Here is a 26,560-nt window from a genome sequence, read left to right on the forward strand (position 1 = left end):
AAATGGATATAGAAACAATTCGCGAAATATGTCAGAAACTGACTGGAACAACAGAAGATATAAAATGGGATCATGATCTTGTTTTTTCAGTAGGAACTAAAATGTATTGTGTTGTTGGCCTTGACCAAAATCCAACTTCGGCTTCTTTTAAAGTTTTGGATGAAGAATTTGAAGAAATGAGTAACAGACCGGGATTCAAACCTGCTCCGTATGTTGCCAAATACAAATGGGTTTTGATTGATGATATTACTCGAATGAAAAAATCAGAATGGGAAAAATACATTCAACAATCGTATCGTCTGGTTAACGAAAAATTATCTGCAAAACTGAGAAAACAACTCGGAATATTATAATTAGATAATGTGTCAATTAGAGAATTAGGAAATGCTCTCGAAACCGCATAAAAAATTATCTAATTTTCTAATTGGCATATTTCCTAATTGAGGTGTTACCCTATTTTTTTCTTGATTTCACTTAAAATATAAAGATAATCCTCATGTTTTTTTACAAAATCGCGATCTGAAACATCTATAATCAAAACATTCAAGTCGGTTTGTGATTTTATATAATCCAAATAACCAGTATTGATTTTCTCCAAATAACTAGCTTCTATATTTTGTTCGTAACTGCGGCCACGTTTTTTAATATTCTGAAGCAAGCGTTCTGTGTTTTGGTACAAATAAATATACAAATCGGGTTTTGGCATTTCTTTGTAGATAATATCGAACAGATTTCTGTACAAACGATATTCATCTTCTCCAAGTGTAATTTTGGAAAAAATCAGTGATTTAAAAATATGATAATCGGCTACAATAAAATCTTTAAATAAATCAAATTGTTTCAAATCATCGGCTAATTGCTGGTAGCGATCGGCCAAAAAAGACATTTCTAACGGAAAAGCATATCGGTTCTGATCCTTATAAAATTTAGGCAAAAACGGATTATCGGCAAAACCTTCCAAAACTGTTTTAGCATTAAAATCTTCAGCAATTTTATGAACCAATGTTGTTTTTCCCGCGCCGATATTTCCTTCAAAAGCAATATAATTGAAGTTTTCTAATGCAATTTCCTGCAACGGACTTTTCAAATTCTGAACGGCTGTACAAACGCTGTCATCCGGAGAAACGGCTATTAATTCGGGAATCGTCTTTTGAAGAATTGGATGTTTCCAATCTAATTTTAAATCTTGAACCGGCAACAACACAAAATTTCTGTTTTGCATCAACGGATGCGGAATTTGCAGTTTTTCAGTTTCTATAATTTCATCATCAAAAGCAATTAAATCAACATCGATAATTCGGGATTGATATCCTTCCTGATTCGATCTGATTCTTCCTAATTGTTTTTCAACTTTTAAAACCTGATTTAATATTTTTTGTGCCGATGAAGTACTGTGCAAAAGCAGCGCACAATTATAAAAAGCGTCACTTTCAAATCCCCAGGCAGGAGTTTCATATAGTTTTGAAACCCTAATAACAGTTCCTACTTCCTGATGTATTAAGGCAATACAACTTTCAATATTTGCTAACCTGTTTCCCTGATTGCTTCCTATAGATAAAACGACTTGATGCTGTGACTTCATAATTAATGCAAAGTAACTAAAACTATTTTAGAATTGAATACATTATTTAGCTGGTTTAAAAATGTAAAATCAACAAATATTTAATAAATCGTATAACGGAGTTAATTCCTATTTAAATATATTTGTAACGAAGCAGTCTTTTTTGCTACTTATTAAAAAAATATACTTATGAAATTTTTAGGAAATGTAATTGCCACTGTGATTGGTATTTTTGTATTTATCATGTTATTCTTTTTCGGAGTAATCCTTATTGGGGCTATTTTTGGAGGAGATGATGCGGTTTCCGTAAAAAGTGATTCGGTTATCGAACTGAATTTAAAAGATATTAAAAATGACTACGCCGGAAAGTACAAAGATCCTTGGGTAACTGTTTTTTCAGAACAAAAAGGAATCGGAATCTCGGATGTTATCAACGCTATTGAAGCTGCAAAAACAGATGACAAAATTAAAGGGATTTCTATTTTAAATGATGAATCTTCTTTAGGTCTTGCTCAATACAAAGACTTAAGAAATGCGCTTGAAAGTTTCAAAAAATCAGGAAAATTTGTTTGGGCTTACGCCAATACTTATTCTCAAAAAGAATATTATTTGAATTCTGTAGCCAATACTATTTATTTAAATCCTGCTGGCGATTTAGATTTCAAAGGCCTTTCGTCTGAAGTAATGTTTTTTAAAGATTTCCAGGACAAATCTGGAATTCATATGGAAGTTATTCGTCACGGAAAATATAAAAGTGCGGTAGAACCATTTTTAGAAAATAAAATGAGCGATGCCAACAGAGAACAAGTTACTGCTTTATTAAATTCTATTTGGGAGACAGTTTCTGCTGATATTTCAAAAAGCCGAAATATTCCGCTTCCGAGATTAAACGAAATTGCAAATGGTTTGCTTGCAAGAACTCCAGAATTGGCAAAAGCAAATGGTTTAGTTGATATTATAGCTTATGAAGATGTTTATCATAACGCGATCAAAAAACAGTTAAAAGTAACTGGCGATGATGATTACAATAAAATTTCAATTGAAGATTATACTCAAAACAATGTTACAACAGCGTTAACTAATACAGCAACTGACGAAATCGCAATTATTTACGCTCAAGGCGAAATTGAAAGCGGTGAAGGCGATGTTACCGTTATTGGAGAAGGTTCAATGCGACGTGCACTTCAGGAAGCCAGAAAAAATGATGACGTAAAAGCAATTGTTTTAAGAATTGACAGTCCGGGAGGAAGCGCTTTAACTTCAGATTTGATTTGGAGAGAAATTGAAGTAACTAAAAAAGTAAAACCTGTCGTAGTTTCAATGGGTAATTACGCAGCTTCCGGCGGTTATTATATTGCCTGTAACGCTAATAAAATTTTCGCAGAAAGCAACACAATTACAGGTTCTATCGGGGTTTTTGGAATATTGCCAAATTTCAGTCCGCTAGCAAATAAATTAGGAATTAATAGTGAACAAGTAAAAACACACGAAAACTCGGCTAATTATAGTCCGTTTGTTCCTGTTGATGAAAAATTCAAAGCTTTCACTTTAGAAGGCGTTGAACATATTTACAAAACTTTTGTAACGCATGTTGCCGAAGGTAGAAAAATGACTTTTGCCCAAGTTGATTCCATTGCTCAAGGAAGAGTATGGTCTGGAAGTCAAGCTTTGAAAATTGGTTTAGTAGATAAAATTGGTGGTTTGAATGACGCTATTGCTGAAGCTGCGAAAATGGCTAAAATAAAAACATACAGCACTCAAAATTATCCAGAATACGAAAAAACATTTGGTGATATTTTATCAAAAATGCCTTTTGCTAAGTCCAAAGAAGCTTTTATAAAAGAGGAAATTGGAGAAGAAAATTATCTGATGATTGAACAGATTAAAAAACTTCAAAAACAAAAAGGAGTTCAGGCGATGATGCCTTTTGGAATTAATATTAAGTAATTCAAATCTTAAAAAATGAAAAAGATATTTTTGTTTTTGAGTGTTTTATTTCTTTCTGCAACAAATGCGCAAAACGCAAAGCAAGACACTTTTAAAGAAACCAATGTAACTTTAAAAATCAATATTGATCAGCTTTACGGAACATTGACCTTTCCTGATGTTACCAAAAAATGTCCCGTTGCTTTAATCATTGCAGGTTCAGGACCAACGGATCGAAACGGAAATAATCCGATGATGAAAAACAATTCGCTGAAAATGCTGGCGGAAGCTTTAGCAAAAAACGGAATTGCATCTTTACGATATGACAAAAGAGGAATTGGCGAAAGTAAAGCTTCAGCTCCAACAGAATCGGCTTTGGTTTTTGAAAATTATACCGAAGATGCCAAAAGCTGGATTAATTTTTTAAAACAAGACAAACGCTTTTCTCAACTAATTGTAATTGGACATAGCGAAGGGTCCTTAATTGGAATGATAGCCGGAGCAAAAGCAAATAAATTTGTTTCGATTGCCGGTGCCGGAGAATCTGCTGACAAATTATTAAAAGAACAGATTTCTTCAAAATCAAATAAGCAGATTGAAGACATGACTTTCCCAATTATCGACAGTTTGAAAAGTGGCAATAAAGTAAACAAAGTTGATCCTCTTTTAAATTCACTTTTCAGACCAGGTATTCAGCCTTATTTGATTTCGTGGTTTAAATATGATCCGCAGACAGAAATAAAAAAAATAGCGGTTCCTGTTTTAATCATTCAGGGAAATAAAGATTTGCAGGTAAATGTTGCAGATGCTGAAAGTTTATCAAAAGCAAGCAAAAATGCTGAGTTGGTAATTGTTGACAAAATGAACCACATTTTAAAAATTATTGACGGCGACAATAAAGCCAATTTTGAAAGTTACAATAATGAAAGCCTTCCTATTTCGGAGGAATTGACCAATAAAATTGTTTCGTTCATCAAAAAATAAATAACATTAAAAAGTAAATCCGTTTGAAATTATCAAACGGATTTTTTATTTCTATAAAAATAATCTATTTCTTACTTTTTAAGAAAACTTTATCTTCGCCCTTTGGCAAAAAAAACTATTTTTGCAATATCCGATTTTAAGTAAACCCTCAAATCTATAAATATGTTTAAGAAAATTTTAAAAATAACCGCCATTGTAATTGTGGTTTTTGTGGCCGCCCTATTCGCCATTCCTTACTTCTTTAAAGACCAAATCAAAGCAAAGATTTCTGAAGCAATTAACGAAAGCGTCGATGCCAAAGTAAGCTTTGCAGATGCCGATTTAAGTTTGTTCCGAAACTTTCCAAACGCTGCAGTTGGAATCGAAAAACTGGTGATAATCAACAAGGCTCCTTTTGAAGGTGACACTTTGGTTTCATTAGGCCAATTAAACTTGAAAATGAGTATTAAAGAGCTTTTTAAAGGAAAAGATGAGCCTTTAAACATTCAGGGAATTACCTCTGAAAATGGTTTGATCAACATTATTTTCAATAAAGATGGAGTTGGAAACTTTGATATTGCTTTAAAAGACAAAAAAGAAGAAACCAAAGATGACAATAGCAAACCGCTTTCTTTAAAAATCCAGAATTACAAAATTGAAAATTTTACGTTCAGATATATCGATCAGGGATCTAAAATCAAAATGGTAATTGACAGTTTGAACCACGAAGGAACAGGAGATTTTACTAATTCAAAATTAGATTTGACTACAAAATCGACAGCAAAAGTATCTTTGGATATGGATAAAGTAAATTACATGAAAAATGTAAAATTGACTTTAGATGCTGTTTTAGGAATCGATCTTGATAAGAGCAAATATACTTTTAAAGAAAATAAAGCTTTAATTAATCAATTGCCTTTAGAGTTTGACGGATTCATTCAAATGACGGACAAAGCTCAGATTTATGATTTGAAGTTTAAAACTCCAACATCTTCATTTACAAACTTCTTAGGTTTAATTCCTTCAGCTTATGCAGCCGGTTTGGATGGTGTAAAAACAACTGGAGATTTTACCGTTTCAGGTTTTGCAAAAGGAGAATTGACAGACACAACAGTTCCAAAATTCAATATTGCGATTGCATCAAACAACGGTTCATTCCAATATCCGAACTTGCCAAAATCAGTTCAAAATATCGTAATTGATACCAAAATCATCAACGAAACAGGAATTCTAAATGATACCTACGTCAATTTAGACAAACTGACTTTCAGAATTGATCAGGACGTTTTCAGCGCTAAAGCGAATATTAAAAATATTACGGTAAACCCAATTGTTGATGCTGCATTAAAAGGAACAATCAACTTGGCTAATCTTTCAAAAGCGTATCCAATCAAAATGGATAAACCGCTTGCAGGTATTTTAAAAGCTGATGTTACGACGAATTTTGATATGGCTTCTGTAGAAAAAAGTCAATATCAAAACATTAAAAATGCAGGAACGATGAGTTTGTCAGGATTTAAATATACTGATGAAAACAATAAATCGATGAACATAAGCATTGCACAAGTTGAGTTTAATCCGAGTAAAATCAACTTAAAACAGTTCAATGCGACAACAGGAAAAAGTGACATTGCCATCAACGGAATTTTAGAAAACTTCTATGGTTTCATGTTTAAAAAACAGGAATTAAGAGGAAACTTCAACATGAGTTCAAATCAATTGGCTGTTGATGATTTTATGACGGCTGGCGAACCTGCAAAAGAAGAAACAAAAACAGCTGCAAAACCAGCTGAGGCAATGAAAATTCCTGCTTTCTTGAACTGTACTTTAAACGCAAAAGCAAATACTGTTTTATATGATAACTTAAAACTAAAAGATGTTTCTGGAAAACTAATTATTAAGGATGAAAAAGCACTTTTAGAGAACTTTAAAACATCGATTTTTGGAGGAACAATTGGTTTGACCGGAGCTGTTTCAACAAAAGAAAAAGTGCCAACATTTGATATGAACTTAGGTTTCAATCAAGTTGATATTGCGCAGACTTTTACGCAATTAGATATGATGAAAAAAATTGCGCCAATTGCAGGAATCATCAACGGTAAATTAAATTCGACTATAAAATTGAACGGAAATCTGGATGCAAATGAATTAACTCCGGATCTGAAATCTATTTCAGGAGATTTAATTGGACAATTACTTTCGACAACTGTAAATGCTAAGAACTCAACTTTACTAAATTCTCTTAGTTCAAACATTAAGTTCTTTGACATGAACAAAGTGAATTTAAATGATATTAAAGCTGCTTTAACTTTTGACAACGGTAAAGTAAATGTAAAACCTTTCGACATTAAATATCAAGATATTAAAGTTACTGTTGGTGGAACTCACGGTTTTGACCAAACGATGAATTACAACTTGAAATTTGACGTTCCAGCTAAATATTTAGGAAGCGAAGCAAATGCTTTCATTGCAAAAATGTCTCCTGCTGATGCTGCAAAATTGGAAAACATTCCAATTAATGCTTTGGTTACTGGTAATTTTTCTAGCCCAAAAATCAGTACTGATATGAAAGCTGCTGTTAGCAGTTTAGCGACTCAGGTTGCAAATCAGCAAAAAGACAAATTAACGCAAAAAGGTACTGCTGCTTTAACGGATTTAATCAATAAAAACACAAAAGCAAAAGATACTACGCAAGCTGCAAAAACAGAAAAAGAGCAAAAAACTCAGGAAGTAACCAAAAAAGCAAGTGACCTGCTTAATGGATTATTTAAGAAGAAGAATTAAACAAAAAAAGGCATCCAAATGGATGCCTTTTTTTATGTTTTAGTTTTTTATATTGCTTTCGAATAGCTATTTAATTTACCGTTATTCAAAATAGAATTTATAGTTTTTGTATATTCTCTTTCTGTATAAGTATTGATATCTATTGCGATGCTGCAATTATCATAGGGTTCATATTTTTTAATATTTGCTCCCGAAAACAATCCTATAGTTGGAGTTTGTACCGAACTAGACAAGTGCATAATACCGCTGTCAGCACCGATAAATAAATCTCCATTTGCAATAACAGATCCTATCTCCCTAATATCTTTACTATAAAATGTTGGCGCTTTAAATCCAATCTGTGAAACGTTTTCGACAGGCAAAATTTCAACAATATTGTAATCTTTATATTCTGTTGTTATTTGTTCGTAGAACTTCTCCCACCAATCTTCGGAAAGACATTTTGCTCCGGTTGCATAAGTAAAAATGAAAATTGTTCTTTTATCATTGTTTACCAATTCATTCAAAATCTTTCTTCCATTTGCAACTTCAGAAGCTGATAATTTCAAATCTAAAGGAGCAATTATTTTATTGCTATTTGTAAATAATCGCAATTTTGTTAAATAATGACGGAAATTATAAACCGGATATTTTGCAATATGCTCAAAATCCTTTTTTTTCTCGGCCTGTTCATCTATTGCATCTCCAAAAAATTTATATTTTGCATTTGAAAACTGAACGGCCAATCTTCCCGATGAAGAGTTTTGATCCACATTGATTACCATATCATAGGATTCATTTTTTATTGAAATCCAAACCTTTAAATATTCAAATAAACTTTTAAAAGGCTTTTTAGGCAAATGAATTGCTTTATTTACGACAGAGTAATTTTCAAAAATAATGGGTGCTAATGTGCCTTTTACGAATAAATCGATTTTACAATTTGGAAACGTTTCAGCAACTTCCTGAACGAGAGGTGTGATCAATAAAAGATTACCTAATCTTCCGTTGGGTCTGCAAATCAGGACTTTTTTGATTTCAGCTTTATCAACCAAAATAAAATCATCCTGCATCTTTGGTTTCCCAATGTTCTTAGTCAAATTACGCATTATATTGCGTCTGTAAACATTTACTTTGCTTAAAACACTCATCTATTAAATAATTTACGAATTATTAAATCTTAAATTTAATTTTAGAAATAATACCTGAAATGATTCGACTCAAATCTAAGGTCTTTTACTTTCTAAAAGTAAATTCTTCCAATAAGCATTTGTTACAAAATTGTAACCAAATGTATTAACATTCACACATTTGTGCTCTTGGAAATTGACTTAAAATTACAGCAAATTATTTAATAATCAACAACTTAATATACTATTAAGCAAAAAACAATCGACGGTTAAGGGAATTCTCTAGACGTTTATTGTGACAACATAACCTTCAGAACCGCGAACATTAAAAACAGTTCCGTTCTCAAATAATAAATACTGCCCTTTAATTCCAACCAGTTTTCCTTGAAAAGAAGGTGTCTTATCTAAATTCAAACTATTAATTTTTGCAGGGTAATTTAGTACCGGATAATTTAATTCGTAAACATCATTTTTTTGGCTGTAAAAATAATCTTTTGCTTCAGCTGGAATTAAGTTCTCCACTTTTGCTTTCTCAACGATAAGATCGCATGTTTCTGATGTAGCTTGAAGCATTTTTCTCCAGTTTGTTTTATCTGTGTAATGATCTTTTAGAGCGACTTCGGTAATTCCGGCTAAATATCTATTTGGAACCTCAACAATAGAAATTGCCTGAGTTGCGCCTTGATCAATCCATCTTGTCGGAACCTGAGATTTTCTTGTAACGCCTACTTTTACTTCTGTTGAAAAAGCCAGATATACAACGTGAGGCTGAAGTTGCGCTTTTGATTCAAATTCTAAATCACGATCTGCAATTCCTAAATGAGCAGTACTCAATTCAGGTCTCATAATCCAATCACCAGCCGCTGCGCTTGAATAAAAACAATCATAACAAAAACCTTGTCTGTATATTTTTTTCTTTTTTCCGCAATTTAAACACTGAAAACCCACAAAATTTATTTCAATATCTTTATTCAATAATTGATTCATACTTAAGAAACTATCTTCGAAAACCAAATAATATTGAATTGGATTTCCCATTTCAGTTTGCATTTTTGTAAGTACTCCTTGATATTGCATGTGATTTTTAATTTTAAATTGCTAATTTTAGATTTGTAACAACTCCGAGAAATTAGAGTTTTTATTGTTAAATTTCCAATTTATGCATTGGAATCTTTGTCTCAAATAGGACTATTTTTGCAAAAAAATACTATTTTTGATACAAGGACAAAGTTAATGTTTGTCTGCCGATATTCAAATCTTAAATTTATGAGTTTTGCTTTTTGAGCAAAAATTCAAAATCTAAAATAAAAATCTTCATGCCTGTATCTATCATAAATTCTTTCGCATCTTGGGTCCTTAAACAAAGGATACACCAAATCGAGCTTTTTCTAAAATACCCGAATGAAGTTCAGGAAGAGCTATTGCATAATTTATTGACGGCTTCAGAAAATACTGTTGTGGGGAAAAAATATGATTTTGCATCGATAAATTCATACAGGACTTTTGCCGAAAGAGTTCCCATTTCGACCTATGAAGAATTACAGCCTTTAATTGAACGCACACGCCAAGGCGAACAAGGCGTTTTTTGGGAAACACCAATAAAATGGTTTGCAAAATCAAGCGGCACTACAAATGCCAAAAGCAAATTTATTCCGGTAAGCAATGAAGCTCTTGAAGATTGCCATTATAAAGGAAGCAAAGATTTGCTTTGTTTGTATTTGAATAATAATGAAGATTCTGAATTGTTTTTAGGAAAAAGTCTTCGCTTGGGCGGAAGCTCTCAGATTTACGAAAACAACAATACTTTTTTTGGCGATTTATCGGCAATTTTGATTGAAAACATGCCTATTTGGGCCGAATTCAGCAGTACGCCAAGCAGCAAAACTTCGCTTATGAGCGAATGGGAAAGCAAAATCGCAGCGATTATAAATGAAACCAAAAACGAAAATGTAACCAGTTTTGCAGGAGTTCCATCCTGGATGCTGGTTTTAATGAATAAAGTTTTAGAAAATACCGGAAATCAGAATTTGCTTGAACTTTGGCCAAATCTTGAAGTTTACTTTCATGGAGGTGTAAGTTTTTCTCCTTATAAAGAACAATACAAGAAAATTTTGCCAAGTTCTGATTTTAAATATTACGAAATTTACAACGCTTCCGAAGGCTTTTTTGCTATTCAGGACTTAAATTATTCTAGCGATTTATTACTGATGCTGGATTACGGAATTTTCTATGAATTTATTCCGATGGATACTTTTGGAACTCCAAATCAAAAAGTGGTACGTTTAGCCGATGTTGAATTGAATAAAAATTACGCCATCGTTATTACGACCAATTCTGGTTTATGGCGTTATTTAATTGGTGATACCGTTCGATTTACATCATTAAATCCGTACCGAATTCGAGTTACCGGAAGAACTAAACATCATATTAATGTTTTTGGGGAAGAATTAATGGTTGAAAACACCGATCAGGCAATTGCTAAAGCCTGTCAAATAACACAAACTGAAGTTATCGATTATACGGTTGCTCCTATCTTTATGCACGACAAAGAAAAAGGTGCGCACGAATGGATGATTGAATTCAAGAAAAAACCGGCTGATGTTGGTCTTTTTCAAAAAGTTCTCGACGAAACTTTGCAAACTTTAAATTCTGATTACGAAGCGAAACGCTACAACAATATGACATTAAATCCTTTGGTGATAAATGTTGCGCGCGAAAACTTATTTTATGATTGGTTGAAGGAACGTGATAAATTAGGTGGACAACATAAGATTCCGAGACTTTCTAATCAGAGGGATTATTTGGAACAGTTGAAAGAGATGTAAATGATAAAATATTTTCCTTAAGATTAAAAACTAGATTTTATATAACAAATTCAATAAAAAATAATGTCAGCAAAAGATTATTTCGAAATTACTTATTGGTTAATTAGCTTATTAATTTTAGGATTTACAATTTATTATATTAAAACTTCACCTATTAAGGCTGTAGAAACAGGGCGTAAACTTAATGACGAACAGAATAAATATAATGCAAAAAGTGAATTATTTCTAACTCTTTTTTCTCTCCGAGGCAATCCTACAAATTATAATTTCGTAAATGGTCTCAATCAAATTGATATCGTTTTCGAAGATGTACCAGCTGTTTTAGAAGCTTGGGAGAGACTTTATAACTCTTTAAATACAAAAGATCAAGTTAATCCTATTCAAGAGTGGAGTTTATTACGAACTGAACTTTTATCTGAAATGGCTCAAAGCTTAGGATATCAAAAACTTAAACAAACTGCTATTCAGAGAAATTATTCTCCACAAGCTCATGCAAATCAGGATGATGAAAATTGGAGCTTTAATCAAGCCGCAAAAAAGTTTTTTGAAACGGGCACGATATTATATAATATGCACATCGAATCTCTGGAATTAATGAACGAGAATAAAAAAGCTAATCCTGACAATAATCAATAAAACAAACTTTACTACTTCTTTTAAAAACACATAATTCCACTAAATCCGCATGAGGGATAGAAGTGGAAATCCTTTTGTGTCTCGTTTTTTTTTTAACGAGACACAAAAGATTGCAACGAATAGCCCGACCCGGAGGGGCATGCCCATATAAAAAAACCTCAGCTCTTTGAAAAGACTGAGGTTTTGTTTTTTATTCTGATTGTAGAATTTCTAGTGTGATTTCTCCTTCGTCGAAATGACAAACTAAACTTTACATCATATCAATGTATCGATCGTGATATCCTAAAAGATATAAAACACCATCAAGTCCTAAACTAGAAATTGACGTTGAAGCGCTTTCTTTTACTTTTGGTTTTGCGTGGAAAGCGATTCCGAGGCCGGCTAAGTTTAGCATTGGCAAATCGTTTGCTCCGTCTCCTACTGCGATTGTTTGATTGATGTGGATTCCCTCTTTTTCAGCGATTGCTTTTAGTAATTCGGCTTTCTTTTCTCCGTTTATAATATCACCTAAATATTTACCAGTTAATTTACCGTCTTTAATTTCCAGTTGATTGGCGTGAACGTAGTCGATTCCTAATTCTTTTTGCAGATAATCTCCGAAATAAGTGAAACCTCCCGAAAGGATTGCGGTTTTATATCCATAATACTTAAGCGCTTTCATCAAGCGATGTGCGCCTTGGGTAATTGGTAAATTTATTGCAACATTTTGTAAAACTTCTTCACTCAAACCTTCCAGTAAAGCCATTCGTTGTTTGAAACTTTCGTTGAAATCAATTTCACCATTCATCGCCGACTCAGTAATTGCACGTACCTGATCGCCTACTCCATTTAATTCTGCCAATTCGTCAATAACTTCGGTTTGGATTAAAGTCGAATCCATATCGAAGCAAACCAAACGGCGGTTTCTTCTGTAAATATTATCTTCCTGGAACGAAATATCGACATTTAAAGTTCTTGAAATCTCCATAAAACTTGCCGTCATGACAATTTTATTTACAATTTCGCCTGTAACCGATAATTGAATACAAGAACGCGGATATTCTTCTTTTTCAACAATTGAAGTTCTGCCTGTTAATCGTATAATCGAATCAATATTCAGGTTTTGATCTGACATAATTTTAGTCACTGCAGCCAACTGAGAAGCAGCCAGTTTTTCGCCTAAAATATTGATAATATAACGTTGTTTTGATTGTGATTTTACCCATGTTTCGTAATCTTCGATAGAAATTGGAATAAATTTCACTTTGATTTCTAATTCGTAAGCCTTGAACAATAAGTCTTTTAAAACGGGCGCTGAAGATGAACCTGCAGCAATTTCAAACAAAATTCCTAAAGAAAGTGTATCGTGAATATCGGCCTGACCGATATCTAAAATATTAGCATCATAAGCCGCCAATACAGCTGTTAAACCTGCTGTAACCCCTATTTTATCATGTCCTGAAACCTTTAATAAAATAATTTCTTTATCCTCTATTGCCATTTTTCCTTTATTGATTTTGAAGCGACAAAAATCGGCAATCTATTGGTGATAAAAAAGAATAATCTTTGTTTTTTTTGCAAACAAAAAGCGCATATACATGCGCTTTTTGAAGTAATTTAACAATTATGTTCCGCTTTTAGAATAACATAACTTATTGTTATTTAGCTGGCTGATTTTCATCAAAGTTTACCATCCAGTTGATTCCAAACTTATCTTTGAACATTCCGAAATAAGCGCCCCAAAATGTTTTATTCAAAGGCATTTCTACTTTTCCGCCTGCTGAAAGTCCGTTAAAAATTCGATCTGCTTCTTCAGTACTTTCTGTATTGATCGAAATTGAGAAGTTTTCTCCAAAAGGCAAATCGCCAAATCGTGTCGAGCTGTCGCTTCCCATTAAAATAGTATCACCAATTGGCAATGAAACGTGCATAATTCTTTCAGCATCTGCTTCAGAAACTTCGTCACAGCCTTCTTCTTTAGGCATGTCTTTAAATTTTCCGATGTATGGGAATTCACCTCCAAAAACGGATTTATAAAATAGAAATGCTTCTTCGCAATTTCCATTAAATAGTAAATAAGGGTTTACTGCTGCCATGATTTTTTTTATTTAATTGTTGATTGTTAATTATTTTTTTGATTCTCTCTATTCTATTTCTCTGCTAATTCTTTTACTTTCTCTAATCCTTTTGGAAAAGCTTCTTTAAAATAATCAATATACTTTTCGACAACATCAACTTGAGCTGTCAAATCAGTAAATTCATTATCTGGCGTTAATCTATAGGTTTCCATTGCTCCACTCCATTTTTTTGTTTCTTCGTCAATAGGCAATTCTTTAAAATCTTTAATCTCTCCTATATGTTTGAAGGCCATATATTCATTTGGAATTTTAGTTTCGATAACGCTGTTCATTCCTTCGCCGCTTGGTGACATAAAATGTATTTTGTCGCCTTCATTCCAATCACTTATTGCATACGAGCCTTCGCAAAAAGCGCCCGTCCATTCTCTATAAGTGGCATCGTTCCATAAAATCTCCCAGACCTTTGCAGAAGGAGCTTTAATTCTAATTTTAAATTCCAATTTTTCCATAACTACGATAGTTTACTAAAATCCATAAACAAAACATTCCAGCGATGTCCGTCTAAATCTGCAAATCCAAAGCCATACATCCAGCCTTGGCTTTCTGCTGGTTCTGCAAAAACAGTTCCTCCGGCTTCAGTCACTTTCTTGGCTAATTCGTCAACTTCTTCTCTGCTTTCGGCATCAATCGATATCAGAACCTCAGAACTTGATTTTGTATCTGTAATAGCATTTTGCGAAAAACTTGAAAAAAGCATTTCTTCAAAAAGCATAACCACAAAATGTCCTTCACCAACCACCATGCAAGTAGAACTTGGTGTATCGTGCTGTTCATTGAAAGAAAAACCTATTTTCCAGAAAAAATCTTTCGCTTTTGCAATATTCTTAACAGGCAAATTCAACCATATTTGTTTTGTCATTTTTTTGATTTTTTTGTGTTAAACAATTTATTTTAAAACATTAGTTATGTAAGTCAATTTGAGTTTAATCTGTATTACAATCTTTAAACCTCTGCACCATTGAGGTTTTGCATCTAAAAAAATTAATTATTTTCAATATAATTTTTAAAATTATCTAAAATCGCCTGCCAGCCTGCGCGCTGCATTTCTTCAGGATTTACGGTTTCAGGATCAAAACTTTCAACGATTTCAACACCTTCTGCAGTTTGAGTAAAAGTAATTTCAACTTTTCTTCCATCAGCCATAACATACGAAAGCGCTTCATTTGGTTTCACCAAAGTAAATTCACCTTCAAAATCAAAGCTCATGCTTCCGTCTTTTGCCGCCATTGTCGATTTGAATTTTCCTCCTTCTCTCAAATCAGCTTCAGCGTAAGGCGTATGCCAGTCTGGAGAAGCAAAACTCCATTTTGTAATATGTTCCGGCGTATTCCAAAACTTCCAAACCTTTTCTGCAGATGCATTAACTGTGCTTTTTATTGTTATCATTATATATTAAGTTTAGTTTTAAAATTTTTCTGTATATTTTTTAAAGTTGTCAATTACATCTTGACACCATTGCTTTTGCATGCTTTCAGAATCCGTTTTATTTGGTTCAAATACTTCCGTAATTTTTACGCTTTCTCCTAAATCCTCAAAATGAATACTTCCAATTCTATTATTTGAAAGTTTGTATTCTATTAATCGAAACTTTTCGACTTTTACATAAATTCCTTCAAAATCAAAATGCTCATTTTTGTCTTTTGATGTCATTTTATACCTAAACTTTCCTTCCACCTTCAAATCATTTTCGGCATAACTTGTATACCAATTATCAAAAGCAGTATTCCAGTTTTCGATGTGTTTTGGCGTAATCCAAAAATCCCAAACTTTTTCTATTGATGCATTAATTGTATTTTGAACTGTTATCATCTTTGTTCAATTAAATTAATTACATGTTTTCAGGAATCTGACTTTCATCCATATAGAAAATTTCCCAATGATGATTGTCAACATCTAAAAAAGTTCTTTGATACATCCATCCGTAATCTTTTGCCGGAATATAATCTACTCCACCCGCTTTAATCGCTTTTTCTATCATTTCATCTACTTGTTCACGAGAATCCAAAGAAATTGAAATTAAAACTTCGCTTGTTGTAGCAGCATCGCAAATTTGCTTTTCGGTAAAGGTTTTATAAAACTCTTCTACCAAAAGCATCACAAATATATTTTCGTCAATAACCAAACAAGCTCCTTTTTCATTTGTGAATTTTGGATTAGTCGAAAAGCCTAATTCATTATAAAAAGCCACTGCCTTATTTAAATCTTTTACGGGAAGATTTAAGAATATCTTTGTTTTCATCTTTATAAAATTACAAATTATAAAAACAAATTTAAAATTTTAGGATTAACTTAAAGTTACATAAAAAGTCATTTTTAGGGTCATTTGAGACAAATTATCTACTTTTGTAAGAATGTAAATCTTTCAAAAAGAAAAAATTATGAGCAAGAAAACAGGTTTAATTGTGCCCCACGACTATAAATTGTTGAGCATAGCAGCGATTTTAGAAGTTTTTGAAACAGCCAATAAATTGAGTAAAGAACATGAAAAGCCTTTTGAAATTATGGTTTTTCAATCGGCTGGACAAATTCCTCAAGAACAATTATTTGGCTATAAAGTTCATGCCATTGAAAATTCGGACATTGCTTTAGATTTGATTTTGATTCCGGCTTTTACCACAGATAATATGAGCGAAATGATTGCAAAGAATAAAGATTTTATTCCGTGGTTAAAAAAACAGCATCAAGCTGGAGCTGAATTAGCGAGTTTTTGTACCGGTGCCTTTTTGTTTGCCGCTTCGGGATTATTGAATGAGAAATTAGCGACTACGCATGTTGACGCCTGCAGTGCTTTTACAAAGGCTTTTCCGTTAGTAAAATTAAAACCTGAAGAAACTTTAACAGCCGATGGAAGTTTATATACCAGTGGCGGTTCAACCTCAACATTTCACTTATTGATTCTTTTGGTTCAGAAATATTGCGGAAACGAGATTGCAGTCCAAATTGCCAAAATTTTCTCCATCGACTTAAATCGATACAAGCAGAGTTATTTTAGCACTTTTAGACCAAATCATTTGCACAACGATACTTTGGTTGCCATGTTGCAGCAAAAAATCGAAAGCCAATACCATTCAATTGAAAAACTGGAAGAAATCACCAAAGATATTCCAACCAGCGCTCGCAATATGACACGCAGATTCAAGCAAGTAACGGGAATTCCGCCAATTGAATACCTACAAAACATCAGAGTTGAAAGCTCCAAAAAATATCTGGAACAAACACAACTTTCAATTTCAGAAATTATCGAAAAAACGGGTTATAACGATCCAAAAGCATTCCGAAAAGTGTTTTATAAAATGGTTGGGATGAAACCTATTGAATACAGAGAGAAATTCAGAGTTCAGTAATTTTTATCGTAGAGACGCACTGCAGTGCGTCTAACAATTGATTTAAAAATAATCTAAAAACATTAATATGCATACGTACACGCACTGCAGTGCGTCTCTACAGTAAAAAAACACAGAAAAACACTTATTACGATGCCGTTTCGATCAGGGCTAAACGAGAAGTTTCATTTTCATGACATCCATAAATTAAGATTTAATAATCCACATCAAAACTTTTTTGTTCGTTTTCAAAAGTTCATCGATTTCTTTCATGCTTTCGTTTGAAACTGCCGGACAACCCCAGCCTTCAGGAGTTCCTTCTGGATAAACTTCATTCTCTGAAACCGCCTCCCAAGAATGCAAAACTATTGCACGATTTCTCGCATTTGAATTGGTTTTGTCTTTTCCCTGCAAAATGTAATTGACTTTAATTCCCCATTGACTAACGCCTCGATCTAAAACAACATATTTACCCAGCGAGGAACAATGCGAATCAAATTCATTACTAAGCTGTACTTTTTCTTTAGTCGCTGTCGCGCCCCATCTATTATCTCCGCAACCGTGACTAACCATGCAGGATTTCACAATTATATTCTTTTGAAAATCATATACAAAAAATCGTTTTAAACCAGAATGCAATCCCAAATCAATTAAAATAAATTTATCGTTATTTAAATTGTTTCGAAGAGCGTACTCTTTTGCTTCTTTGTAAAATTTACTGTAATCAACTTCGACTCGGGGTTTGGGCTCTCCAATTATTTCAGTTTTATTTTCATTTTTAGAAACCACAATTTCTTTCTTATCTTTTTGATTACAAGATAAAATCAAAACCAAACCAATTACAAAAATCACGTTTTTCATGTCTACAATTTACATAAAATCTCAAACGAAAATCTTGCTTAAAAAGTATAAAAAAACCTGCTCAAATAAATGAACAGGTCTAAAAGAGATTTGCCAAAACTGACAAAGTTATTTTTCTAATTTACGAAGCAATTTCCATACGCTTCAATAGGTTTTTACTCAAAGTATGTTCTGCATATTCTTTGTCGATTGTCAAAGTTGTATCATTAGAACTTGGCAATTCGTACATCGCATCTGTTAAGATAGCTTCACATAACGAACGCAATCCACGAGCGCCTAATTTGTATTCTAAAGCTTTATCAACAATAAAATCCAATGCTTCATCAGTAATACTAAATTCAACATCATCCATTAAAAATAATTTCTGATATTGTTTTACCAATGCATTTTTAGGTTGTGTCAAAATTGCACGCAAAGTTTCTCTGTCTAAAGGATCCATATGCGTCAATACTGGCAAACGACCAATAATCTCCGGAATCAATCCAAAGTCTTTAATATCTTTTGGAATGATATATTGCAATAAATTGTTTTTATCAATATTATCGACATTTTTAGAAGTTGAATAACCAACTGCCTGACGATTCAAACGTTTTGAAATAATACGTTCTACTCCGTCAAAAGCACCACCGGCAATAAACAAAATATTTTGAGTATTAACCTCAACAAATTTTTGATCCGGATGCTTACGTCCTCCTTTTGGCGGTACGTTTACAACTGTTCCTTCTAATAATTTTAATAAAGCTTGCTGTACACCTTCACCAGAAACATCACGTGTTATTGACGGATTATCACTCTTACGGGCAATTTTATCAATTTCGTCAATAAATACGATTCCTCTTTCGGCTTTGGCTACATCATAATCTGCTGCTTGTAGTAAACGTGTCAAAATACTTTCGACATCTTCACCAACATATCCAGCTTCTGTAAGTACAGTTGCATCAACAATTGCCAAAGGAACGTCTAACATTTTTGCGATAGTTTTTGCTACCAATGTTTTTCCAGTTCCGGTTTGACCAACCATGATAATGTTACTTTTTTCAATCTCAACTTCGTCGTCTAATTGCTGTTGCATTAAACGTTTGTAGTGATTGTAAACCGCAACCGACATAACCTTTTTTGTCTGATCCTGACCAATAACATATTGATCCAGAAAAGCTCTGATTTCTTTTGGTTTCTTTAAAATCAAGTCCCCAATAAGTTTCGCATTTCCGCTAGACTTTAATTCTTCTAATACAATTCCGTGTGCTTGTTCAATACACTTATCACAGATATGTGCATTAATACCCGCAATCAATAAATTAGTTTCTGGCTTTTTTCTTCCACAAAACGAACATTCTAATACTACTTTTGCCATTCTTTATTTAAGTTACTAAGCTGCAAAGATACTAAGTTTCTAAGCTTTTTAATTAAAACTTTAAAACTTAACTCCTTACAGCTTAATATTTTTTTTGTTTAAAGTTTAAAGTTTCAAATTTCAGGTTCTCCAAAGCAACTTGAAACATGAAACCTGAAACTAATTTTTAGCTTCTTCTTAATACTTCATCAATCATTCCGTATTCTTTTGCTTCGTCGGCTTTCATCCAGTAATCACGCTCACTGTCTTTATGCACTTTATCAAAAGTTTGTCCAGAATGGTGTGAAATAATGTTGTATAATTCATCTTTTAATTTCAACATTTCACGTAAGTTGATTTCCATATCTGTTGCAACCCCTTGTGCTCCTCCAGATGGCTGGTGAATCATTACTCTTGAGTGTGGCAATGCTGAACGTTTTCCTGCTGCTCCGGCACATAATAAAACTGCTCCCATAGAAGCTGCCATTCCTGTACAGATTGTTGCAACATCAGGTTTAATGAATTGCATTGTGTCATAAATTCCTAGTCCTGCATAAACGCTTCCTCCTGGAGAATTTAGATAAATCTGAATATCTTTTGAAGCATCAGCGCTTTCTAAAAATAATAACTGCGCCTGAACAATATTAGCGATTTGATCATCGATACCTGTTCCTAAAAAGATAATTCTGTCCATCATCAATCTTGAAAAAACGTCTAATTGAGAAACGTTCAACTGGCGCTCTTCGATAATGTATGGAGTCATGTTTGTTGGGTTCATCGCTGCTATGATTTTGTCATAGTACATTGCGTTTACTCCTTGGTGCTTTGTAGCAAATTTTTTGAATTCTTTACCGTAGTTCATATGTATCTGTTTTACGTTTATTTGGTGTATATCTTTTTATTCTCCGCAAAGGTCATACCTTTTTAAAAAGGATGTCAATTTGTCTTATTTCTAGCCCAGATAGTAGTGAAAAGCTTTTTGAAATGGCAACTAATTTTTGTTGGTAGAAAAAAGCGACCAACGGAAGCTCTTTTTATACTTTACAAAAAAAGGCAGCAATGAAAAAACTTGTAACGGATAGCTGGATTAGCTCCTGAAAAGTAATCAAAAATAAATTAAAACAAAAGAGCGTCAGGAAAAAATCCTGACGCTCCATAATAATTGTTTTCTTAGAAATTATTCTCCGTAAGACGCAGCAATAAATTCTTCGTAAGTAACTTCTTTAGTTGTTGGGTTTGCTTTTTCTTTGAAGACATCTAACATTTTAGCTGCTACAACTTGCTCAGAAAGTCTTTTCACTTCTTCCTGGTTAGATAAAACTCTAGCCACGATTCCTTGAACTTCTTCGTCAGTTGGATTTGTTTGTCCAAATTGAGCCATTTGTTGTCTGATAGCATTTGATGTAAACTCTTTCAAGTCTTCAAATGTAATTTGGATATTACTTTGAGCTAATGCTTTTCCTTCGATTAATTGGAAACGTAAACCTTTTTCAGATCTTGCGTATTCAACTTCAGCTTCTTCTGCAGAAAGTTTTTTCTCTCCAACAGTTTGCAACCATTTTTTCAAGAATTCAGCTGGTAAATCAAATTTAGTGTTCTCGATCAAGAAATCCTGAACATCTAATAATAATTTTTGATCTGCTTGTTGTGCGAATTGAGATTCAGCATCTTCTTTAATTTTAGATTTTAAATCTTCTAAAGAAGCTACTTTTCCTTCACCAAAAAGTTTGTCAAATAATTCTTGGTTTAATTCTGCTAATTCAGAACCGTTGATTGCTTCGATAGTAAAGTTTACTTCGATATCTAAACCGTGAACATCATCATGAGCTACTTTTAAGTAATCCATTAATTGGTGATCATCTTCGAATAAACCTTTTGTACTTACTGTAACAACATCTCCAACTTTTTTACCGATGAATTTATCTCCAGCTTTTTTGTTGAAAGTAGATACAGAAATTGTAGTTGTATTGTTGATTCCTTTTTCTTCGTTTGTGAAAGTTCCAGTTAAATCTGAATCAGCTTCAACTTTATCCTGAGGAATTGCTTTTCCGAATTGTTTTTGGATACGCTCAACTTGTCCGTCGATTAATTTATCATCAGCAGTAACGATATATTTTACGATATTGTTTTTAGCTTCTAAATCAATTTCGAAGTTTGGCACTAAACCAATTTCGAATTCAAAAGTTAATTCTTCTGCATCCCAGTCAAGGTTTTCGTTTTCTTTAGCAAGAGGAGTTCCTAAAAGGTTTAGTCTTTCAGATTGAATGAAACGCTCTAAAGCCAAGTCAACTACTTTCTTGATTTCTTCTTGTTTAATAGCTTTTCCGTATTGTTTTTCAACAAGATCTTTAGGAACTTGTCCTTTTCTAAATCCTTTTACTTGAGCCAAAGGCAATTTTTCATTGATTCTTTTTGCTACTTGACCTTTATAATCCATATGAACAACGTTCATAACAATTGTCTCGTTTACAGCGTCTATTGCTACTCTTTTAATATCCATCTTCTTCTTTAATTTACATAATAAAATTGGGTTGCAAAATTATAAAATTTTTGCAACCCAACCAAGTTTTTAATCTATTGTATTTGAAGCAGTTTTAATCTGCTCAATTTGCTTTATTTATCGTCTCCAAGTATCTTATATGTGATAGATTGCAGAATTGACAAAATAACACTAAAAATTAAGGCCGTCCAGAATGAATCGACAGCAAAACCTCCGACAATTTTAGTACAAGCCAAAATCATTAAAGCATTTATGACCAGTAAAAACAAACCTAGTGTAACAACAGTTACTGGCAATGTTAACACCACTAAAATAGGTTTTATAAAAACATTCAGCAAGCCTAAAACTACTGCAACAATTACAGCTGTTCCAAAACTAGTAACCACAACCCCCGTTAAAAGGTTAGATAATAATAAAACCAAAGCAGCTGTGACAAGAAGTCTGAGTAATAATTTCATAGTTTTTCAGGTTTAAAATTTATTTAAAAATAATAAAATTTTCATCAAAAGTGCTATTCTTTTAAAAACCCCGCCGTAATTTCAAAAAACATTTTAGGGTTTTCGGCATGAAGCCAATGTCCGGCATTTGGAATCGTTTCTAATTTTAAATTCGGAAAATGCTCTTTTATCGCATCAATATCTTCATCCTGAATATAGCCCGATTCTCCTCCTCTAATAAATAATGTCGGTTTATCAAAAACCAAACCTTCTGCCAAAGGTTTTCCAATTGCATCCAGATTATTATTAAAAACTTCCAGATTAAATCTAAAGGCTAATTGCCCTGGTTCCTTCCAATATAAATTCTTTAACAGAAACTGACGTGTCCCAAAATCAGGAACATATTGCGCTACAATTTCCTCAACATCAGCTCTGCTTGGTTTTACTGAAAAATCAACCGCATTCAATCCTGCCAAAATATCCTGATGATGTTGCTTGTAAAATCTCGGACCGATATCTGCCACAATTAATTTATCTACAATTTCGGGATGTGTTGTTGCAAAAAGCATTGCTACTTTTCCGCCCATCGAATGTCCAAGAATATCAATTCTCGTTAAATTATTTGCTTGGCAATATTCAAATACATCCTGAACCATCGCTTCATAACTCCATTCATCGGAATGAAAACTACGCCCGTGATTTCTTAAATCTAAAATATGAACCTGAAATCCGGCTTCTACATATTGACCTGCGAGTGTTTTCCAATTGTCTGACATTCCCAGAAATCCATGCATTATAACAAATGGTTTTCCTTCGCCTTCTATTTTTGAGTAAAGCATACTTTTATTTTTACTTTGAAGATTTATTTCAATTTATTCAAATACATATTTACAACATTATCTAAACCAAGATAAAGCGCTTCAGAAATTAAAGCATGCCCAATTGACACTTCAAGCAAACCTGGGATATTCTCTTTGAAAAATTTGATATTATCCAAACTCAAATCATGTCCGGCATTGATTCCTAAACCTAATTCATTTGCTAATTCTGCTGCTTTTGTATAAGGCTCGATTCCTTTTTTGTTTCCTAAATCATATTGATGTGCAAAAGCTTCAGTATATAATTCAATTCTGTCAGTTCCAGTTTTTTTTGCGCCTTCAATAATTTCCAAAACCGGATCAACAAAAATTGAAGTTCGAATTCCGTTTCGCTGAAATTCCTGAATTACTTCTGTCAAATATTCTTGATTTTTAATTGTATCCCAACCTGCCGAAGATGTAATTGCTCCAATGGCATCTGGAACTAAAGTAACCTGATCTGGTTTGCATTCTAAAACCAAATCAATAAAATTATGCTGTGAATTTCCTTCAATATTATATTCAGTCGTAACAATTGCTTTTAAATCGCGAGCATCCTGATAACGTATGTGGCGCTCATCTGGACGAGGATGAATCGTGATTCCCTGAGCTCCAAATTTCTGAATATCGGCAGCTACTTTTAATAAATCAGGAACATTCCCGCCACGTGCATTTCTTAAGGTTGCAATTTTATTGATATTTACACTTAACTTTGTCATATAAATAGATAATTAATTCTAGTAACACTATATTTGTAATGACAAAAATACAAAGTAAAACGTCGTAGTTTTTGGTATTTTTTGATTATTTTGCAAGGAAATATCTTCAATTGATTTATGACAGAAATTACAAACTATATCACCAATGATTTCAGAGCGATTGATAGTCAGGAAACGATAGCATCTGTTCAGGACTTTTTTGCTGATGTCGATTTTTCGCATTTTCCGGTTTTAGAAGGCGGAATCTTTATAGGAAGTATTGCCGCTGACGATATTGAAACTTTCGATACAGATAAAAAGGCAATTGACTACAAATATACTTTAGAACGTTTTTTTGCCCGAAAATCAATGATCTGGCTTGACGTTTTAGAGGTTTTTGCTAAAAATCATACTAATACAATTCCGGTATTGGATGAAAACAATGAATATATTGGATACTATGAAATGGAAGATATCATGCGATTCTTTCAGGAAACTCCATTTCTAAAAGAACAAGGAGGTATCATAATTGTTCAAAAAGGTCTTTTGGATTATTCTATGGGCCAGGTAACACAGATTGTAGAAAGTAATAACGGAAAAATCCTGGGCTGTTTTATTTCTGAAGCCGATTTGGAAAATGTCCAGATTACAGTCAAAATAGGGGTTGGGCCAATGAATGAAATCATTCAGACTTTCAGACGATATAATTATGAAATTATCTCTGAACATCAGGAAGATGCCTATATCAACAGCCTTAAAGAACGTTCTGATTATTTAGACAAATACCTTAATATATAGTATTGTTTGTTGAATCGGTTAATTGTTTAATCGTTTTGACGAAAAAAAATTAACGATTAAACAATTAAACAAAAATCGATTAAACAGCAGATGAAAATAGCCATTTACGGACAATATTATCAAAACAGCACCGAGCCAATTATAAAAGATATTTTCTCGTTTTTAACCTCCAATAATGTTGAAATCGTTATTGAGGAAAATTTTCTTCAAATGCTTTATGAAAAACAACTCGTAAAAAGAGATTACAAAACATTTTCATCGAGTACGATTTTAGACAATAGTTTTGAAATGCTGATTAGTATTGGTGGTGACGGAACCGTTTTGAGATCTGCTGCTTTAGTGCGTAATTCTGGAGTTCCACTATTAGGTATTAACGCTGGCCGCTTAGGATTTCTTGCCAAAGTTCAAAAAGAAAACATAGACGGTTTATTGCAATATGTTATTGATCAGAATTACACAACATCTGAAAGAACCTTGCTTGGCTTAACTTCTGAACCAGACAATGAAGCTTTCAAAGAACTAAATTTTGCAATGAACGAAGTTACTGTCAGCCGTAAAGACACTACTTCGATGATTACTGTAGAAACGTATTTAAACAATGAATACCTAAATTCATATTGGGCTGACGGTCTAATTATCTCTACGCCAACCGGATCTACAGGTTATTCTTTAAGTTGTGGCGGGCCAATATTAACACCAGATGTAAAAAGCCTAGTTATTACACCAATCGCACCACATAATTTAACAGCACGCCCTCTTGTGATTCCTGATGACACTGAAATAACATTACGAGTTACAGGAAGAGAAGATCAATATTTAGTTTCTTTAGATTCCAGAATTTCATCTGTAAAGAACGAATCTATCTTAAAAATCAAAAAAACAGATTACAAAATCAAAATGGTAGAGATTCCAGGCGAAACTTTCCTGAAAACTTTGAGAAATAAACTGCTTTGGGGAGAAGACAAAAGAAATTAAGTCTTTTTCTGACGGCTTACTATACGATAATACCACTTTTTCTCGTTCTGCATGTATCGAATCCGCATTAAATGTCTCAAAATCATAATGTAAATTGAAAAAAAAGCACATTTAATCAAAGCAACGTTGATTCGTATCGATAATTATTATATTTGCACGCAATTTTGAATTAAATGAAGAAAATTTTTAATTTATTGTTATGTTTTTTCCCCTTTATTACACTAAATGCTCAGATCAATGAGATTGGTGTCTTTCTAGGCGGAAGTAACTTTGTTGGAGACGTCGGAAGTACGACATATATCAATCCAGACAAACTGGCTTTTGGCGTATTATACAAATGGAATAAAAGTCCGCGTCATGCGTATCGCTTTTCTTATACACAATCTACAGTTGCTGGAAATGATTTGGACTCAGATGAGACAGGTAGAAGCAAAAGAGGATATCGCTTTAGAAACAATATCAAAGAACTTTCTGCTGGCTTGGAATTCAATTTTTTTGATTTCAACCTGCATGATTATCATACAAAATTTACTCCTTATATATATTCAGGTTTAAGTTACTTTTTTTACGATGATTTATACATTAGTGGAGGAGAAACGAGAAAGTACAAAACCTCGAGTTCGATTGCCATTCCGATGACTTTCGGAATTAAATCGAATGTAACACCTCATTTTATTATAGGAGCAGAAGTTGGCGCTCGCTATACTTTTACTGACAATATTGATGGAAGTAATCCGTCAAGCAGCAATTTTTCGAATTTGCGTTTTGGAAATTTAAATAATAACGATTGGTATGTCTTTTCTGGAATTACATTAACGTATACCTTTGGACAAAAACCGTGCTATTGCGCAGAATAA

27 protein-coding genes are annotated in these 26,560 nt (G+C 33.0%); 10 read left to right on the forward strand and 17 right to left on the reverse strand.

Translation table 11 applies throughout. The features are described from left to right. Positions 1-2: 2 nt before the first annotated feature. Positions 3-353 (forward strand): MmcQ/YjbR family DNA-binding protein, encoded by a 351-nt coding sequence (locus ACNFIH_RS09020; protein WP_426486361.1) that lies wholly within the window; start codon positions 3-5, stop codon positions 351-353. Positions 354-448: 95 nt separating this feature from the next. Here the strand turns inward: ACNFIH_RS09020 and folK are convergent, their stop codons facing one another. Then, on the reverse strand, positions 449-1,582 hold the full coding sequence (gene folK, locus ACNFIH_RS09025) for a 2-amino-4-hydroxy-6-hydroxymethyldihydropteridine diphosphokinase (RefSeq protein ID WP_426486362.1): 1,134 nt from the start codon (positions 1,580-1,582) through the stop codon (positions 449-451). A gap of 168 nt (positions 1,583-1,750) precedes the next feature. On the opposite strand from folK, the gene sppA reads away from it, so the two are divergent. The 3 genes from sppA to ACNFIH_RS09040 all read left to right on the forward strand — a co-directional run bounded on the left by sppA (position 1,751) and on the right by ACNFIH_RS09040 (position 7,234). After that, entirely contained in the window at positions 1,751-3,508 is a 1,758-nt protein-coding gene (sppA, locus tag ACNFIH_RS09030; RefSeq protein ID WP_426486363.1) for a signal peptide peptidase SppA, read from the forward strand. Between the two features lie 15 nt (positions 3,509-3,523). Beyond that, complete coding sequence (locus ACNFIH_RS09035) at positions 3,524-4,471, forward strand: alpha/beta hydrolase (protein ID WP_426486364.1); 948 nt, start codon at positions 3,524-3,526, stop codon at positions 4,469-4,471. A 162-nt stretch (positions 4,472-4,633) separates the two neighbouring features. Further along, complete coding sequence (locus ACNFIH_RS09040) at positions 4,634-7,234, forward strand: AsmA-like C-terminal region-containing protein (protein ID WP_426486365.1); 2,601 nt, start codon at positions 4,634-4,636, stop codon at positions 7,232-7,234. A gap of 47 nt (positions 7,235-7,281) precedes the next feature. On the opposite strand, the gene ACNFIH_RS09045 is transcribed toward ACNFIH_RS09040, so the two are convergent. Both ACNFIH_RS09045 and ACNFIH_RS09050 read right to left on the reverse strand, forming a co-directional pair. Then, on the reverse strand, positions 7,282-8,364 hold the full coding sequence (locus ACNFIH_RS09045; protein WP_426486366.1) for a glycosyltransferase family 9 protein: 1,083 nt from the start codon (positions 8,362-8,364) through the stop codon (positions 7,282-7,284). A gap of 261 nt (positions 8,365-8,625) precedes the next feature. After that, the gene (locus ACNFIH_RS09050; protein WP_426486367.1) at positions 8,626-9,420 is read right to left on the reverse strand and encodes a DUF2797 domain-containing protein; all 795 of its coding nucleotides are present in this window, start codon (positions 9,418-9,420) and stop codon (positions 8,626-8,628) included. A 239-nt stretch (positions 9,421-9,659) separates the two neighbouring features. On the opposite strand from ACNFIH_RS09050, the gene ACNFIH_RS09055 reads away from it, so the two are divergent. Both ACNFIH_RS09055 and ACNFIH_RS09060 read left to right on the forward strand, forming a co-directional pair. Continuing rightward, a complete protein-coding gene (locus tag ACNFIH_RS09055) occupies positions 9,660-11,168 on the forward strand; it encodes a GH3 auxin-responsive promoter family protein (protein WP_142450446.1) in 1,509 nt (502 codons plus the stop codon). Positions 11,169-11,231: 63 nt separating this feature from the next. Beyond that, on the forward strand, positions 11,232-11,804 hold the full coding sequence (locus ACNFIH_RS09060) for a DUF6680 family protein (RefSeq protein ID WP_426486368.1): 573 nt from the start codon (positions 11,232-11,234) through the stop codon (positions 11,802-11,804). 250 nt (positions 11,805-12,054) lie between these two features. Here the strand turns inward: ACNFIH_RS09060 and serB are convergent, their stop codons facing one another. From serB to ACNFIH_RS09095, 7 genes are all read right to left on the reverse strand, one after another. Beyond that, entirely contained in the window at positions 12,055-13,284 is a 1,230-nt protein-coding gene (gene serB / locus ACNFIH_RS09065) for a phosphoserine phosphatase SerB (RefSeq protein ID WP_035651620.1), read from the reverse strand. Between the two features lie 157 nt (positions 13,285-13,441). Continuing rightward, positions 13,442-13,879, reverse strand: a complete 438-nt coding sequence (locus ACNFIH_RS09070) for a VOC family protein (protein WP_035651618.1) — start codon at positions 13,877-13,879, stop codon at positions 13,442-13,444. A gap of 53 nt (positions 13,880-13,932) precedes the next feature. After that, positions 13,933-14,370 carry an SRPBCC domain-containing protein gene (locus ACNFIH_RS09075; RefSeq protein ID WP_426486369.1) on the reverse strand — a complete coding sequence of 146 codons (438 nt, stop codon included), beginning with the start codon at positions 14,368-14,370 and terminating at the stop codon, positions 13,933-13,935. A 2-nt stretch (positions 14,371-14,372) separates the two neighbouring features. Continuing rightward, positions 14,373-14,780 (reverse strand): VOC family protein, encoded by a 408-nt coding sequence (locus tag ACNFIH_RS09080; protein ID WP_426486370.1) that lies wholly within the window; start codon positions 14,778-14,780, stop codon positions 14,373-14,375. A 122-nt stretch (positions 14,781-14,902) separates the two neighbouring features. Next, a complete protein-coding gene (locus ACNFIH_RS09085; protein WP_426486371.1) occupies positions 14,903-15,307 on the reverse strand; it encodes an SRPBCC family protein in 405 nt (134 codons plus the stop codon). A gap of 18 nt (positions 15,308-15,325) precedes the next feature. Beyond that, positions 15,326-15,730: an SRPBCC domain-containing protein gene (locus ACNFIH_RS09090; RefSeq protein WP_426486372.1), complete on the reverse strand. Its 405-nt coding sequence runs from the start codon at positions 15,728-15,730 to the stop codon at positions 15,326-15,328. A gap of 19 nt (positions 15,731-15,749) precedes the next feature. Beyond that, positions 15,750-16,160, reverse strand: a complete 411-nt coding sequence (locus ACNFIH_RS09095) for a VOC family protein (RefSeq protein ID WP_426486373.1) — start codon at positions 16,158-16,160, stop codon at positions 15,750-15,752. Between the two features lie 139 nt (positions 16,161-16,299). On the opposite strand from ACNFIH_RS09095, the gene ACNFIH_RS09100 reads away from it, so the two are divergent. Then, positions 16,300-17,265 carry a GlxA family transcriptional regulator gene (locus ACNFIH_RS09100; protein WP_426486374.1) on the forward strand — a complete coding sequence of 322 codons (966 nt, stop codon included), beginning with the start codon at positions 16,300-16,302 and terminating at the stop codon, positions 17,263-17,265. A gap of 186 nt (positions 17,266-17,451) precedes the next feature. Here ACNFIH_RS09100 and ACNFIH_RS09105 read toward each other — a convergent pair whose 3' ends face one another. The 7 genes from ACNFIH_RS09105 to ACNFIH_RS09135 form a co-directional block, all read right to left on the reverse strand. Beyond that, positions 17,452-18,105, reverse strand: a complete 654-nt coding sequence (locus ACNFIH_RS09105; RefSeq protein ID WP_426486375.1) for a murein L,D-transpeptidase catalytic domain-containing protein — start codon at positions 18,103-18,105, stop codon at positions 17,452-17,454. A 121-nt stretch (positions 18,106-18,226) separates the two neighbouring features. Then, positions 18,227-19,459, reverse strand: coding sequence for an ATP-dependent Clp protease ATP-binding subunit ClpX (clpX, locus tag ACNFIH_RS09110; RefSeq protein ID WP_035651600.1), 1,233 nt, complete (start codon positions 19,457-19,459; stop codon positions 18,227-18,229). A gap of 166 nt (positions 19,460-19,625) precedes the next feature. Next, complete coding sequence (gene clpP, locus ACNFIH_RS09115; protein ID WP_426486376.1) at positions 19,626-20,300, reverse strand: ATP-dependent Clp endopeptidase proteolytic subunit ClpP; 675 nt, start codon at positions 20,298-20,300, stop codon at positions 19,626-19,628. 315 nt (positions 20,301-20,615) lie between these two features. Then, a complete protein-coding gene (locus tag ACNFIH_RS09120) occupies positions 20,616-21,938 on the reverse strand; it encodes a trigger factor (protein ID WP_426486377.1) in 1,323 nt (440 codons plus the stop codon). A 113-nt stretch (positions 21,939-22,051) separates the two neighbouring features. Beyond that, the gene (locus tag ACNFIH_RS09125) at positions 22,052-22,396 is read right to left on the reverse strand and encodes a phage holin family protein (RefSeq protein WP_081909381.1); all 345 of its coding nucleotides are present in this window, start codon (positions 22,394-22,396) and stop codon (positions 22,052-22,054) included. 53 nt (positions 22,397-22,449) lie between these two features. Further along, entirely contained in the window at positions 22,450-23,214 is a 765-nt protein-coding gene (locus ACNFIH_RS09130; protein ID WP_142450433.1) for an alpha/beta fold hydrolase, read from the reverse strand. A gap of 23 nt (positions 23,215-23,237) precedes the next feature. Beyond that, positions 23,238-23,951, reverse strand: a complete 714-nt coding sequence (locus ACNFIH_RS09135; RefSeq protein ID WP_426486378.1) for a pyridoxine 5'-phosphate synthase — start codon at positions 23,949-23,951, stop codon at positions 23,238-23,240. 117 nt (positions 23,952-24,068) lie between these two features. Here ACNFIH_RS09135 and ACNFIH_RS09140 point away from each other — a divergent pair, with 117 nt between their 5' ends. From ACNFIH_RS09140 to ACNFIH_RS09150, 3 genes are all read left to right on the forward strand, one after another. Then, positions 24,069-24,728: a CBS domain-containing protein gene (locus ACNFIH_RS09140; RefSeq protein ID WP_426486379.1), complete on the forward strand. Its 660-nt coding sequence runs from the start codon at positions 24,069-24,071 to the stop codon at positions 24,726-24,728. 90 nt (positions 24,729-24,818) lie between these two features. Further along, entirely contained in the window at positions 24,819-25,703 is an 885-nt protein-coding gene (locus ACNFIH_RS09145; RefSeq protein ID WP_035651584.1) for an NAD kinase, read from the forward strand. A 173-nt stretch (positions 25,704-25,876) separates the two neighbouring features. Next, positions 25,877-26,560 carry a DUF6089 family protein gene (locus tag ACNFIH_RS09150; protein ID WP_426486380.1) on the forward strand — a complete coding sequence of 228 codons (684 nt, stop codon included), beginning with the start codon at positions 25,877-25,879 and terminating at the stop codon, positions 26,558-26,560.

The sequence above is a fragment of the Flavobacterium sp. 2 genome (assembly GCF_049949195.1).
In the GTDB taxonomy this organism is placed as follows: Bacteria; Bacteroidota; Bacteroidia; order Flavobacteriales; family Flavobacteriaceae; genus Flavobacterium.